Source organism: Roseburia sp. OM03-7AC (assembly GCF_003462625.1).
Classification (GTDB): Bacteria; Bacillota; Clostridia; order Lachnospirales; family Lachnospiraceae; genus Roseburia_C; species Roseburia_C amylophila.
In genome coordinates this window covers 563,663-578,142 of record NZ_QTZJ01000001.1, presented here as the reverse complement: position 1 = coordinate 578,142, position 14,480 = coordinate 563,663, and the positions used below count along the sequence as shown (strand labels likewise).

The following is a 14,480-nucleotide window of genomic DNA, read 5'->3' as shown; positions in this document are numbered from 1 at the left end:
ATGACAGTGCTGTTATCTATTTTGAAAATCCTGGGCATAATATTATTATGCATATTAGGTTTACTGGTTTTACTTATCATGCTTTTGCTGTTTGCTCCGGTATCTTACCGGATTCGTGGAGAGACAAGGCAGGGACAGACTACGTTAAAAGTGCATGGAGCATGGTGTCTTATGGCTTTGCGTTTTTCCTTTCTAATGGAGCAGGGAAAGCGGCTTGCAGTTTTAAAGATTTTTGGCATAAAAGCATGGAAGTATCCATCGGATGAAAAATCCAAAAAGAAATTAGAAAAAAAGAAAGTAAAGAAAAAGCAGAAAAAGAAATCCGGGGAAAAATCCCATAAGGAACTGGAAAAAGACTTAGTGCAGAAACGTCAGAAGCCGGAAGAACAAACAGCACCGGCGATTGAAAAAAAGATAGATGTAACGGGGCTGGAAGAACAGAATCCACCGGCTGAAGTGCAAGAAGAACAGACGGAAAAACAGTATGAACAGAAACACCATAAGAAGACATATAAGAAAAAGTTTGTTTCCGTATTTGGTAAAATCAGCAAGACAATACGCTCGATAGTAGAAAAGATAAAAGCAATTCCGCAGAAATTAAAAAATATCGGCAGTAAAATAAAAAAAGTGAATCAGTGGATACAGGATGAGCAGAATAGAAGTGCCGTTCGGTTTGTCCTGGGTGATGTAATAGGGCTGTTAAAAAAATACGGACCAAAGCATATGAAGGCAGATGTTGCTTATGGTATGGAAGATCCGGCAGCCACAGGACAGGTTTTAGCAGTGCTCAGCGTATTACCATTTTTATATTATGATAAGGTATCTATTATGCCGGATTTTGAGGCAGAACGTTTTTATATCGAAGGCAGCTGGGATATAAGGGGACGGATACAGGTGATTCATTTATTAAAGGCTGCAATTCAAATCTGGAGAAATCCGGATGTGAAACACTTTATAAAGCAATTTTAACAGAATCAATACGAAGTAGAATCAGGAGGAATTATTATGTCAGACAGTAATAACACATTTCGCAATACGGTAGAATCTTTATTCAAAGGAATGGACAGCTTCATTACAACCAAGACGGTTGTAGGAGATGCCATTCATATCGGAGATACCATCATTCTTCCATTAGTGGATGTATCCTTTGGTGTAGGCGCAGGTGCATTTTCACAGGAGAAGAAGAACAACGGAGCAGGAGGAATGGGTGGAAAGATTACACCGAGTGCGGTTCTTGTCATTCAGAATGGCACCACCAAGCTTGTAAATATTAAGAATCAGGATGGTGTGACCAAAATTCTTGATATGGTACCAGATTTCGTAAATAAGTTTGCATCCAGGGGAAAGAAGGATGAGGCAGCAACTGCAAAGTTAGATGAAGAATCCAAGAAAGCAGCAGAGTCTGAGATGAATGAAATTTTATCTGATGCAGTAAATAAGGATGAAGAATAAGAACAGTATAGAATAGTAACAGAAGAACGTACAGCGTGCTAAGTGAAAAAGAAGGGCATATACTATAATGGTATATGTCTTTTTGATTGGAGAAAAAACATGAAACGCTTGATGGGGTATTCCTTTTTCATGGTGGGATTTGGCATGTTTTTTATGTTTATTATTCCAAGTGACGTGATTGGGATTATTATTATATTGATATTGCTGTTGATAGGGTATAATCTTTTCTGCTGTAAGTAATTTCCTGTAAAGTAAAAAAAGGACTGTCCAAAAGGACAGTCCAGATAGAAAATGCTAATTAAGCTCTTTCAACGGATCCGGATCTTAAACAGGAAGTACATACGTACATTCTTTTTGGAGTTCCGTTTACTTTACATTTTACAGATTTGATGTTTGATTTCCACATTCTATTAGATCTTCTATGAGAATGGCTCACATTGTTACCGAAATGAGCGCCTTTTCCACAAACTGCACATTTTGCCATGATAGCACCTCCTTTAAATTCTTCACTAAGCCTGTTATGACACAAGCTCACAACAAAGCTATCTTAACAGAAATACAGACAGAATGCAAGAAAAAAATTGCATTTTTTGAAAATAAAGAAAAATACTGTTTCTTTTTTCAGAAAAAGAGGTTATAATATAGTTCATGTTATGTATATACTGGCGGAAATGCGAGAAGATTAATTTTAATTGGAGGTTATAGAATGACAGGTAAAATGGAAAACGAATTAGGTAAAGTCGTAATTGATAATGAAGTAATTGCAACCTATGCCGGTTCTGTTGCAGTTGAGTGCTTTGGCATTGTGGGAATGGCTGCAGTTAATATGAAAGATGGCCTGGTTAAATTATTAAAGAGAGATTATCTGACACATGGTATAAATGTGGATGTGGATGAAAATAATAAAATTACAATTGATTTCCATGTAATTGTTGCCTATGGCGTAAGTATTGAGACAGTAGCAGACAATCTGATTCATACGGTAAAATATAAAGTGGAAGAGTTTACCGGAATGCAGATTAAGAAAGTCAACATTTTAGTTGAAGGCGTCAGAGTGATTGATTAAGGAGGAACTGTTGAAGTGGAAGTAAGTACAATAAACGCTGCGGTATTTGCTAAAATGTTTTTGGCCGGAGCAAAGAATCTCGAAGCAAAGAAAGAGTGGATTAACGAACTGAATGTTTTCCCTGTACCGGATGGAGATACAGGAACCAATATGTCTATGACAATTATGTCAGCAGCAAAGGCAGTAAGCGAGCTTGAAAATCCGACCATGAAGGAACTTGCAAAGGCAATTTCATCGGGTTCATTAAGAGGAGCAAGAGGAAACTCAGGAGTTATCCTTTCCCAGTTATTCCGTGGATTTACCAAGGTGATTGCAGAATATGATGAGCTTGATGTAGTGATTCTGACAGAAGCTATGCAGAAGGCTGTTGAGACTGCATATAAGGCAGTTATGAAACCAAAGGAAGGAACGATTCTTACTGTTGCTAAGGGGGCAGCCAACAAAGCATTAGAACTTTGTGATGATACCGATGATATTGTATTCTTTGTAGATGAAGTTATTAAAGAAGCAGACCATGTGTTAAGCAAGACACCGGATATGCTTCCTGTATTAAAACAGGCTGGCGTAGTAGATTCCGGCGGACAGGGACTGGTTCAGGTATTAAAGGGCGGTTATGATTCCCTGATTGGCAAAGAAATTGATTACAGCATTGAAGGTTCTGCAGCATCTGCAGGTGTTATGAAGATTACTGCTGAGACAGAAGCTGATATTAAGTTTGGTTATTGTACCGAATTTATCATTGTATTAAATCAGCCATTAACAGAGAAGCAGGAGCATGAATATAAAAACTTCTTAGAGTCCATTGGTGATTCTATCGTTGTTGTGGCAGATGATGAGATTGTGAAAACCCATGTACATACCAATGACCCTGGTCTTGCCATCCAGGAAGCATTGAAACATGGTTCATTAAGCAAAATCAAGATTGATAATATGCGTGAAGAGCATCAGGAAAAATTAATCAAGGATGCTGAGAAACTCGCAAAAGAGCAGAAAGAGGAAGAAACCCAAAAAGAAGAAAAGGCAGAGGAACCAAGAAAAGAAATGGGCTTCATTTCCGTATCCATTGGTGCCGGTGTCAATGAAATCTTCAACGGACTTGGCGTGGATTATATCATCGAAGGTGGTCAGACCATGAACCCAAGTACCGAGGATATGTTAAATGCCATCGACCATGTGAATGCAGATAACATCTTTATTCTTCCGAATAATAAGAATATTGTACTGGCTGCAAATCAGGCAGCATCTTTAGTAGAAGATAAGAAGATTATTGTTATTCCAACCAAGACAATTCCACAGGGAATTACAGCACTGATTAACTTTATTCCGGATCAGTCGGCAGAGGAAAATGCAGAGCGTATGACCGAGGAATTAGAAAATGTAAAGACCGGTCAGGTAACTTATGCAGTTCGTGATACCGTAATCGATGACAAAGAGATTAAACAGGGCGATTATATGGGAATTGGCGACAAGAGCATCCTTGCTGTTGGTAAGGATATCAAGAGCACTACAGAAGATATGGTTGCTGAGATGGTAGATGAAGAATCTGCGATTATCTGTATCTATTATGGTGAAGAAGTAACAGAAGAAGATGCCAATGCATTAGGTGCTGCTTTAGAAGAGAAGTATCCTGAGGTAGAAGTGGAGATTCACTTTGGCGGACAGCCAATTTACTATTATGTAATATCAGTAGAGTAACAGGAGTGTTTATGGACAGAAATGCACCCATTCAGGAATTGAATGGAGTTGGACCAAAAACTGAAAAAATATTGCAAAAACTTGGAGTATATACCGTTGGGGATATACTCCTTGCTTTTCCAAGGGATTATAAGCAGATGCCGGAGCCGGAGCATATCAGTGTGGCAGAGCCGGAGAAAGTCTATGCTTTTCATGTACGGCTGTGTTCTTCTCCGGTAACAAGAAGTACCAGAGCCATGCAGATATCTACTGCACAGTTTAGTGATGGAACAGGGAAAGTAGAGGCAGTCTGGTTTCGGATGCCCTATATCTGTAATCAGCTGAACCGGGAACCGGAAGTAATATTATATGGAAAGCTGACCTTAAAAAATAAGAAATATGTCATGGAACAGCCGGCAGTGTGGAAGCCGGATGAATACAGGAAAATGCAGATATCACTTCAGCCGGTATATCCGCTGACTAAAGGCATATCCAGCAAACAGTTTGGTAAGCTTGTACGTACAGCCCTTGACAGTGTAAAAGAAGATGGTGAATATATTCCGGAAGAAATCTTAGCCCGCCATCAGTTTATGGGATTGAGAGAGGCATTGGAAAAAGTGCATTTTCCAGCAGATTTAGAAGAACTGACCGGAGCAAGAAAACGTCTTGCTTTTGACGAATTTTTCTTATTTCTGCTGCAGATACAGCGGTTTAAGGAACATCATGAGCAGACGCCGAATGGATTTCCGGTAGTAAGGGATGAATTTATTGAAGTGGTGGCAGAACAGCTTCCGTTTCCACTGACAAATGCCCAGAAGAAAACACTGGAAGATCTGGAAAAGGATATATACAGTCCTTATGCCATGCAGCGGTTGATACAGGGGGATGTAGGCTCCGGTAAGACCATTCTTGCATTCCTTATTATGGCAAAATTTGCTCATGAAGGTTATCAGACTGCTATTATGGCACCAACTGAAGTTCTGGCAAGACAACATTATGACACTTTTCAGAAATGGATTGCCATGTTTGAACTGGACTTTCCTGTTATTCTTCTTACCGGTTCGTTGACCACAAAGGAAAAACGTGAAGCATATGCGAGAATGGAAACAGAACAGAATGCCATGATAATTGGAACCCATGCATTGATACAGGAAAAGGCACTTTATAAGAAGCTGGCGCTGGTAGTAACGGATGAACAGCATCGTTTCGGGGTAAGACAGAGGGAGACGCTGGCAGATAAGAGCAGCCGGCTGCCACATGTACTGGTTATGAGTGCGACTCCGATTCCGCGGACCCTTGCAATAATTCTTTACGGAGATCTGGACATCTCGGTAGTAGATGAACTTCCGGCAGAACGTCTTCCGGTCAAAAATTGTGTCGTTGGACCGAAAATGCGGGAGAAATCCTGGAATTTTATTTTAGATGAAGTTCAAAAAGGACATCAGGCATATATCATCTGTCCTCTGGTAGAAGCCAATGAGGAATTGGAATTGCAGGATGTTACTTCATATGTAAAGAAATTAGAACAATATTATGGAGACAGAATCAGCGTAGGATTACTTCATGGAAAAATGCGCCCGGCAGAAAAGAATAAAGTAATGGAAGCCTTTGTCACTGGTGAAATCCAGGTTCTGGTTTCTACAACGGTAGTGGAAGTAGGTGTGAATGTGCCGAATGCCACTGTTATGATGATTGAGGATGCACAGCGTTTCGGGCTGGCACAGCTCCATCAGCTGCGGGGACGTGTCGGAAGAGGAAATGCACAATCCTATTGTATTCTTATGAATTCTTCCAATGGAAAGAATGCCAAAGAGAGATTGAATATTCTGGCGGGCTCTAATGATGGATTCTATATTGCCAGTGAAGATTTGAAAATGCGTGGACCAGGAGATTTCTTCGGGGTACGTCAGAGTGGTTTAATGGAATTTAAAATTGCAGATGTCTTTTCGGATGCCGATATGCTTTCTATTGCATCCGAAGAAGCAAAAGAATATGTCGAAAAGTGTAACTTAAACGATTGCGAAAAAGACATGAGACTTGAAACAACACTGAAAAATGCGTACAAAATGACAGAATACAGCACAAATATTTAGAAAGTTTCGAAAAATTAAGGAATAATTTGTGAAAAGTTTACGAAAATTAACGCAAAATCCCTCGTTTTTATTGCTAAATTGCCTAAATGTTGATACAATAAGTACAAAATTACAATTTAGTGAAGGCGGGGGATATATTTTTATGGCTAAGAAGAAAAAAGGGAAGAAAATTAGCACGAAAATGTTAAGTGCAATGCTCCCGGTACTGATTCTTGGTATGGCTGTATTAGGGGCAGTCAGTGTATTTTCCAGTAAGCAGATTATTGACGATGAGATTGGGAAGGAAATGACGCTGAGTCTGGAAAACGAGAAGACAGAGGTAGAGTCACAGATGCAGTCTGCGGCAAGCCTTGCAAAACATATGGCTGGAATTGTTGGGATTACTTATGAAAATGAGGAACTGCTGGCATATGTTAATTTCTTAAATACCATGATTTATGAGGAGGATTTTATTTATGGTGCCGGAATTTATTTTGCACCGAATAAGTATGACTCCAAACAGCGTTTTGTAGGACCTTATGTATATAAGGATGGAGATACGCCGATTCTGACTTATGACAGGAGCCAGTCCTCTTATGATTATGTAAGCAGGGATTTCTACAAGATTGTTTCGGATGGTGAAACAGAACCAAAGTTTACAAAGGCATATCATGATGAGGTTTTAGACTGTGATATGGTAAACTGTTCTGCACCGATGTATAATGCAGATGGAACTTATATGGGATGCGTAACTGTTGATATTACGCTGGATGAGATTCAGAATCTGGTCAGCCAGATGTCAGTAGGAAAAACAGGAAAAGCATTTCTGATTTCATCGGATGGAACCTATCTTTATACACAGGATTCCGGTAAAATCATGAATGAGAAAATAACGGATTCTAAAAATAGTTCTCTTGCTAAAGTAGGAACAAAAATGTTAGATTCTGATAGTGGAAAAGCCTGCTTTACAGAAGGAATTACCGGATATACAGTATATTATGAGACAATTCCGGATCTGGACTGGAAGCTTGGAATTGCGATTGAAAATTCAGAGCTGAATGCGCCGGTTATCAGCCTTGGGATTAAGTTGGCAATCATTGCGGCAGTGATTCTTATTATTATGATACTTGTGATTTTATCACAGGTAAAATCAGTTTCCAGACAGATTAATAGAGTTAAGAACTTTGCTGTACAGCTGGCAGAGGGTAACTTTAAAGTACAGTCGCTTGAGAGCAGACGCAGTGATGAACTGGGAGCAATGGGACAGTCTTTAAATGAAATGTATGGAAATAATAAGGACATGATTTCAAAAATCAGTGGTCATGCAAAACTTCTGAGTGATTCCAGCATTGAACTGAAGCGTTCGGTAGAGGAATTAAAGAAGGATTATGAGATGATAGAGTCACTGATGAATCAGGTTAATTCCGATATGACATCTTCCAGTGCAGCGACGGAAGAAGTAAATGCTGCGGTAGAGGAAGTGAATTCCTCTGTTAATATGCTGGCTTCTGAGACAGAAAAGAGTCTGGAGCTGGCAGGAGAAATTAAGAAGCGTGCAAATGGAATTGAAGATACCAGCCGCAATGCTTATGAACTTGCCAATAAGCTTGCAGCGCAGAACAGAGCTGGTCTGGAGGAGAGTATTAAGAATGCAGATGTTGTAAAATCCATTGGCGCATTGGCAGAAGTGATTTCCGAAATCGCAGATCAGATTAACTTACTGTCCTTAAATGCTTCCATTGAGGCCGCCCGGGCAGGAGAACAGGGAAAGGGATTTGCAGTTGTTGCCGGAGAAATTGGCAATCTGGCAGGTGAGACTACAGCAGCAGTTAATAAGATTAAAGAAACAATTGGCGAAGTAGAACATGCCTTTAGCGGAATTGTGGAACAGTCACAGTCTATGTTAAACTTCGTGACAGATACGGTCGCACCGGACTACGATACTTTCGTCAATGTAGCACAGCAGTATGGAGATGATGCCCAGGCAATTGAAAAATTTTCCAATGATATTGCCCGGATGGCAACAAATATTGAGACAATCATTCACGAGGTCAGCCAGGCAGTGTCCAGTGTGGCGGAATCTTCCCAGAATACAGTGGATAATAGTGGACAGATTATGCAGTCTGTAAATTCAGTATCTGCAGTTGTTGGAGAAGTGTCTGAAATGTCTTCCCAGCAGGAAAAGATTGCCGGAGAATTAAAAAAGGTTGTCGGAAAATTCGTATTGTAATAAGTGTTACTGCATGTGTCATGATAGAAAAATGATATAGAAAGAAAAGGGAGAACCTGAGAAAGGGGCTGTTCACCGATTCCGGTGGACAGCCTCTTCTGACATCTAAGCGTGCAATGAAAAAGATGCGTTAACGTTCAGCCATCTGCTTTTCCTGCGCCTCAATCATTTTCTTTACCATATAACCGCCTACGGAACCATTCTGACGGGAAGTTAAATCCCCATTATATCCCTCAGACAGTGGTACACCTAACTCACTTGCAACTTCGAATTTGAAACGGTTTAATGCACTTTGTGCTTCTGGAACAGAAGATTTTTTCGAACGATTAGACATAGTAAATTTCCTCCTTAGCATTTGTATATAACCGAATGGTTACAATACTAGTATCTACCGATAAAAAAGGATAATACTAATAAATATTCACTTTTTTGGAATAATCTTGAAAAAGCTCTTGACACATACAAGTATAATTGTATACAATTATTCAAGAATATTTGTGAATCAAAAGGAGTGTGTTCCATGAGAGAAGTCGTTATGAATGAAAAAACTAATCTATTACAGTTGGAAGAGCATTTTTATCAGCTTGTAGATGTTGAGGAACCAAATGTATTCCGCAATCTTTTTCCATATGAGGAAATTCCGAAAATTGCATTTAATGACAGAATCGTTCCGCATAATATGCCGGAGGATATCTGGATTACTGATACAACATTCCGTGATGGTCAGCAGTCAAGAGCACCATATACCACAGAACAGATTGTAACCATCTATGATTACTTACATAAATTAGGCGGACCAAAGGGTAAAATTCGTCAGAGCGAGTTCTTCTTATATAGCAAGAAGGATCGTGATGCCGTATATAAATGCTTAGAGCGTGGTTATAAATTCCCGGAAGTCACCAGCTGGATCCGTGCCAGCAAACAGGATTTCCAGCTGGTAAAAGATTTGGGACTGCGTGAAACCGGTATTTTGGTAAGCTGCTCCGATTATCATATTTTCTATAAAATGAAAATGACCAGAAGCGAAGTTATGAATCTTTACTTAAGTGTGATTCGTGAATGTTTAGAGACTGGAATCAGTCCAAGATGTCATTTGGAGGATATTACACGTTCTGATATTTACGGATTTGTAATTCCGTTCTGCTTAGAGCTGATGAAGTTAATGAAAGAATACAATATTCCGATTAAGATTCGTGCCTGCGATACCATGGGATATGGTGTAAACTTCCCGGGAGCAGTAATTCCGCGAAGTGTACCGGGTATCATTTACGGACTTACCACACATGCAGGAGTTCCTTCTGAATTGATTGAATGGCATGGACACAACGATTTCTATAAAGCAGTCAATAACTCGACCACAGCATGGCTTTACGGTGCATCCGGCGTAAACTGTTCCTTATTTGGTATTGGTGAGAGAACCGGTAACACACCTCTGGAAGCAATGGTATTTGAATATGCGCAGTTAAAGGGTACCCTGGATGGAATGGATACCAGAGTTATCACAGAACTGGCAGAATATTATGAGAAGGAATTGAATTATAAGGTTCCAAGCCGTACACCATTTGTCGGAAGTAATTTTAACGTTACAAGAGCAGGTATCCATGCAGACGGACTTTTGAAAAATGAAGAAATTTATAACATTTTTGATACCGAAAAATTCTTAAATCGTCCGGCACTGGTATCTGTTTCCAATACATCAGGACTTGCTGGAATTGCACACTGGATTAATACCTATTACCGTCTCAGTGATGACCGTAAAGTAGATAAGAATTCGGAACTGGTAAAGACCATCAAACAGTGGGTAGACGAGCAGTATGATGAGGGACGTGTAACTGTAATTACAGATAACGAACTTGTAGTACAGATAACTGACTGTTGTAAAAAACTCGGAATTGTATTATAAATTAAGGAGGCTTTATCGTGGGCGAAGAAGGATATTCTTTAAGCGGAAGAGTATTTCATACGATTCGTGAAAATATCTTATCCGGAAAATACAAGTGCGATGAAGAATTAAAAGAAAAAACCCTGGGTGATGAACTGGGTGTCAGCCGTACTCCGGTAAGAGAAGCCTTAAGGCAGCTTGAACTGGAAGGACTCGTCAGAATCATTCCAAACCGCGGAGCATTCGTAGAGGGAATTACGAAAGAAGACGTAAAAGATATCTATGAAATCCGTGCACGGCTGGAGGGACTTTGCACAAAGTGGGCGGCAGACAGAATTACCAAGGAGCAGATAGCGGAACTGGAAGAAAACATTTTTCTGGTGGAATTTCATGCTAAGAAGGAAAATTATGCACAGATATTGGAGCTGGATAATAAGTTTCATGAGGTGCTTTATGAAGCTTCCGGAAGCAAAATGTTAAAGCATGAATTGTCTGCATTTCATCATTATGTGGAAAGAGTTCGAAAAATCACTTTGTCAATGCCGGATCGTGTGGTAAAATCAAATGATGAACATAAAAAGATTGTAGAAGCATTGAAGCAGCACAATGCAAAAGAAGCAGAACTGCTTGCGACAAGTCATATGTTAAATACTATTGAAAATATGGATAATTATGGCTGGGACAATCTGCTGAAATAGTAAATGGAGGATAGAAAGATGGACAAAATTAAAATGACTACCCCTTTGGTTGAAATGGACGGAGACGAAATGACAAGAATCCTTTGGAAAATGATTAAGGATGAACTGTTATTACCATTTATTGATTTGAACACAGAATATTATGACCTGGGTCTTGAACATCGTAATGAAACGGATGACCAGGTAACTGTAGATTCTGCAAATGCAACAAAGAAATACGGTGTTGCAGTAAAATGTGCTACCATTACACCAAATGCAGCACGTATGACGGAGTACAACTTAAAGGAAATGTGGAAGAGTCCGAATGGAACTATCCGTGCAATGTTAGATGGAACGGTATTCCGTGCACCAATCGTTGTAAAGGGAATTGAGCCATGTGTTAAGAACTGGAAGAAACCGATTACCATTGCAAGACATGCTTACGGTGATGTATACAAGGCTTCTGAAATGAAGATTCCGGGACCGGGAAAATGTGAACTGGTTTATACAGCAGAGGACGGAACGGAAACAAGAGAGCTGATTCATAACTTTACCGGAGCAGGTGTTGTCCAGGGACAGCATAACTTAAATGATTCTATCGAAAGCTTTGCAAGAAGCTGCTTTAGCTATGCACTTTCTACCAGACAGGATTTATGGTTTGCAACCAAGGATACCATTTCCAAAAAGTATGACCATACTTTCAAAGATATTTTCCAGGAAATCTTTGATGCGGAATATAAAGAAAAATTCGAAGAAGCAGGAATTACCTACTTCTATACCTTAATCGATGATGCGGTAGCCCGTGTGATGAAAGCAGAGGGCGGCTTTATCTGGGCATGTAAGAACTATGATGGAGATGTTATGAGTGATATGGTATCATCTGCATTTGGTTCCCTTGCCATGATGACTTCCGTACTGGTATCACCGGCAGGATATTATGAATATGAAGCTGCACACGGAACAGTTCAGCGTCACTATTATAAACACCTCAAGGGAGAAGAAACATCCACCAACTCCGTAGCAACTATTTTTGCATGGACCGGAGCACTTCGTAAGAGAGGTGAATTAGATGGCAACCAGGAGTTAAGCACATTTGCCGATAAACTGGAAAAAGCCTGTGTAGATACGATTGAATCCGGAAAGATGACCAAAGACCTTGCACTGATTACTACAATTGAAAATCCGACTGTATTAAACAGTGAAGACTTTATCAAGGCAATCCGTGCTACATTAGAGAAAATGTTATAAATTTTATACTCCGGGAGGGCAGAATAGTGTGCCGTCCCGGAATTTTCAGCTATAAAAAGCCCCTTGTAAAGAATGCTTTACTTATGGGGCGAAGAGAAAAAGTGAGGAGACTTCCATGATTTTAGCCTGTCAGAATATCAGTAAATCCTTTGGGACAGACACCATAATACAGAATGTTTCTTTTCATGTAGAAGATAATGAGAAAACAGCAATTGTCGGCATCAATGGTGCCGGCAAATCTACGTTATTGAAAATTATAGTGGGAGAGCTGGCACCGGACAGTGGCGAGGTAACCGTTGCAAAAGGAAAAACCATCGGTTATCTTGCCCAGTATCAGGATAAAGACAGCAACGAGACCATTTATAATGAAGTGCTTCATGCCTGCGATGCATTAATCGAAAAAGAAGAAAAGCTTCGTAAAATGGAAGAAGACATGCAGCATGTAAGCGCAGATGAATTAGAGAAATATATGGAGCAGTATAACCGTTTCAGCCATGCCTTTGAGTTAGAGGGCGGACTGACTTTTCGCAGTGAGATAAACGGTGTGTTAAAGGGACTTGGTTTTTCGGAAAATGATTTCGGAAAGAAAATGTCAGAGTTATCCGGAGGACAGAAGACCAGAGTGGCATTAGGCAGACTTCTGGTGACAAAGCCTGATATTATCATGCTCGACGAGCCGACCAACCACCTTGATATGGCATCGATTGCATGGCTTGAAAACTATCTTTTGAATTATAAAGGAGCCGTAATTATCGTAGCCCATGACCGTTATTTCTTAGACCGGATTGTTACGAAGGTAGTGGAAATATCCCGCCATACGGCAACGGTATTTCCGGGAAATTATACCGCATATGCGAGGCAGAAGGAAATACAGCGGGAAAGTCTTTTGCGACAGTATTATAACCAGCAGCGGGAAATCAAGCACCAGGAAGAAGTAATATCCAAGTTAAAATCCTTTAACCGGGAAAAGTCCATTAAGCGTGCAGAAAGCCGTGAGAAGGCATTGGATAAAATAGAACGTATTGAGAAGCCAATCGATGAAAAAACAGATATGCATATTACATTGGAGCCGGAAATTACCAGTGGAAATGATGTACTTTCGGTGAAAGGACTTTCAAAATCTTACGAGCATAAACTGTTTTCAAACATTGATTTTCAGATTAAGCGAGGGGAAAAAGTTGCTTTAATCGGAAATAACGGTACCGGGAAAACCACCATTTTAAAGATAATCAATGGAATTGTAGACGCAGATGCCGGGGAGATAAAGCTTGGAAGCAATGTGGAAATCGGATATTACGATCAGGAGCATCAGAATTTAGACCCGGATAAGACGTTATTTGATGAAATTGCAGATGCTTATCCGAATCTGAAGGCAACGAAGATTCGAAATGTGTTAGCAGCATTTTTATTTACGGATGATGATGTGTTTAAGCGGATTCGTGATATCAGTGGTGGAGAAAGAGGCCGTGTTTCACTGGCAAAACTGATGTTATCCAATGCGAACTTCTTAATTTTAGACGAGCCGACCAACCACCTTGATATTATGTCAAAGGAAATTTTAGAGTCAGCCATCAATTCCTATACCGGAACGGTGCTTTATGTATCCCATGACCGTTATTTTATTAATAAAACTGCCAGCAGAATTCTTGATTTAAAGAATGAAACAATTCTAAATTATATTGGAAATTACGATTATTATCTGGAGAAAAAGGAAGTTCAGGAGTTAGCGGCGTTTGGCACAGCTACACAGGATCGTGCAGACAATTCAGGGGCAAAAGGAAATGTCATTGTTTCCGATGGAACTGGAGAAAATAATGGAACAGAGCAGATATCCAGCGGAGGAAAACAGAAGTTAAGCTGGGAAGAAATGAAGAAACAGCAGGCAGCAAAACGTAAGCTGGAAAACGAATTAAAGCGTACAGAAGATGAAATTGCTAAGAGAGAGGCAAAGTTAGAAGCATTAAATGATGAACTGTCAAAGCCGGAGGTAGCATCAAATTCCTATGAATTAAACAAAATCCATGAGGAGCAGATGCAGGAAGAGGCAGCTCTGGAAGAACTCTATGCAAAATGGGAAGAATTAAGTTTACAGAAAGATTGTTAAAGTTGTAACACATTGACATCCTTTCGGCAAGAAACTATAATTATTGTAGGGTATTGAGAGCAGGAGGAACTGGCA

The 14,480-nt window shown here is 39.9% G+C and carries 12 protein-coding genes; 10 read left to right on the top strand and 2 right to left on the bottom strand.

Translation table 11 applies throughout. The features are described 5' to 3' along the window. Together DXB39_RS02860 and DXB39_RS02855 are read left to right on the top strand one after the other, a co-directional pair. Complete coding sequence (locus tag DXB39_RS02860; RefSeq protein WP_117841026.1) at positions 1-969, top strand: DUF2953 domain-containing protein; 969 nt, start codon at positions 1-3, stop codon at positions 967-969. A 36-nt stretch (positions 970-1,005) separates the two neighbouring features. Next, the gene (locus DXB39_RS02855) at positions 1,006-1,452 is read left to right on the top strand and encodes a GerW family sporulation protein (protein WP_022243763.1); all 447 of its coding nucleotides are present in this window, start codon (positions 1,006-1,008) and stop codon (positions 1,450-1,452) included. A gap of 298 nt (positions 1,453-1,750) precedes the next feature. On the opposite strand, the gene rpmB is transcribed toward DXB39_RS02855, so the two are convergent. After that, positions 1,751-1,936 (bottom strand): 50S ribosomal protein L28, encoded by a 186-nt coding sequence (gene rpmB, locus DXB39_RS02850; protein WP_117698403.1) that lies wholly within the window; start codon positions 1,934-1,936, stop codon positions 1,751-1,753. Positions 1,937-2,158: 222 nt separating this feature from the next. Between rpmB and DXB39_RS02845 the strand changes: the two genes are divergently transcribed. The 4 genes from DXB39_RS02845 (at position 2,159) to DXB39_RS02830 (ending at position 8,494) form a co-directional block, all read left to right on the top strand. After that, positions 2,159-2,518, top strand: a complete 360-nt coding sequence (locus DXB39_RS02845) for an Asp23/Gls24 family envelope stress response protein (protein ID WP_022243764.1) — start codon at positions 2,159-2,161, stop codon at positions 2,516-2,518. Positions 2,519-2,533: 15 nt separating this feature from the next. After that, a complete protein-coding gene (locus DXB39_RS02840) occupies positions 2,534-4,213 on the top strand; it encodes a DAK2 domain-containing protein (protein ID WP_117841027.1) in 1,680 nt (559 codons plus the stop codon). A gap of 11 nt (positions 4,214-4,224) precedes the next feature. Continuing rightward, positions 4,225-6,285, top strand: a complete 2,061-nt coding sequence (gene recG, locus DXB39_RS02835; protein ID WP_117841028.1) for an ATP-dependent DNA helicase RecG — start codon at positions 4,225-4,227, stop codon at positions 6,283-6,285. Between the two features lie 142 nt (positions 6,286-6,427). Beyond that, positions 6,428-8,494: a methyl-accepting chemotaxis protein gene (locus DXB39_RS02830; protein WP_117841029.1), complete on the top strand. Its 2,067-nt coding sequence runs from the start codon at positions 6,428-6,430 to the stop codon at positions 8,492-8,494. 130 nt (positions 8,495-8,624) lie between these two features. Here DXB39_RS02830 and DXB39_RS02825 read toward each other — a convergent pair whose 3' ends face one another. After that, on the bottom strand, positions 8,625-8,828 hold the full coding sequence (locus tag DXB39_RS02825; protein ID WP_022243767.1) for an alpha/beta-type small acid-soluble spore protein: 204 nt from the start codon (positions 8,826-8,828) through the stop codon (positions 8,625-8,627). A 186-nt stretch (positions 8,829-9,014) separates the two neighbouring features. On the opposite strand from DXB39_RS02825, the gene DXB39_RS02820 reads away from it, so the two are divergent. The 4 genes from DXB39_RS02820 to abc-f all read left to right on the top strand — a co-directional run bounded on the left by DXB39_RS02820 (position 9,015) and on the right by abc-f (position 14,405). After that, positions 9,015-10,397, top strand: coding sequence for an isopropylmalate/homocitrate/citramalate synthase (locus tag DXB39_RS02820; RefSeq protein ID WP_022243768.1), 1,383 nt, complete (start codon positions 9,015-9,017; stop codon positions 10,395-10,397). A 17-nt stretch (positions 10,398-10,414) separates the two neighbouring features. Next, a complete protein-coding gene (locus tag DXB39_RS02815; RefSeq protein WP_117698399.1) occupies positions 10,415-11,074 on the top strand; it encodes a GntR family transcriptional regulator in 660 nt (219 codons plus the stop codon). Between the two features lie 18 nt (positions 11,075-11,092). Beyond that, entirely contained in the window at positions 11,093-12,301 is a 1,209-nt protein-coding gene (locus DXB39_RS02810; protein WP_117841030.1) for an NADP-dependent isocitrate dehydrogenase, read from the top strand. A 115-nt stretch (positions 12,302-12,416) separates the two neighbouring features. Beyond that, positions 12,417-14,405, top strand: a complete 1,989-nt coding sequence (gene abc-f, locus DXB39_RS02805) for a ribosomal protection-like ABC-F family protein (protein ID WP_117841031.1) — start codon at positions 12,417-12,419, stop codon at positions 14,403-14,405. Positions 14,406-14,480: the final 75 nt, after the last annotated feature.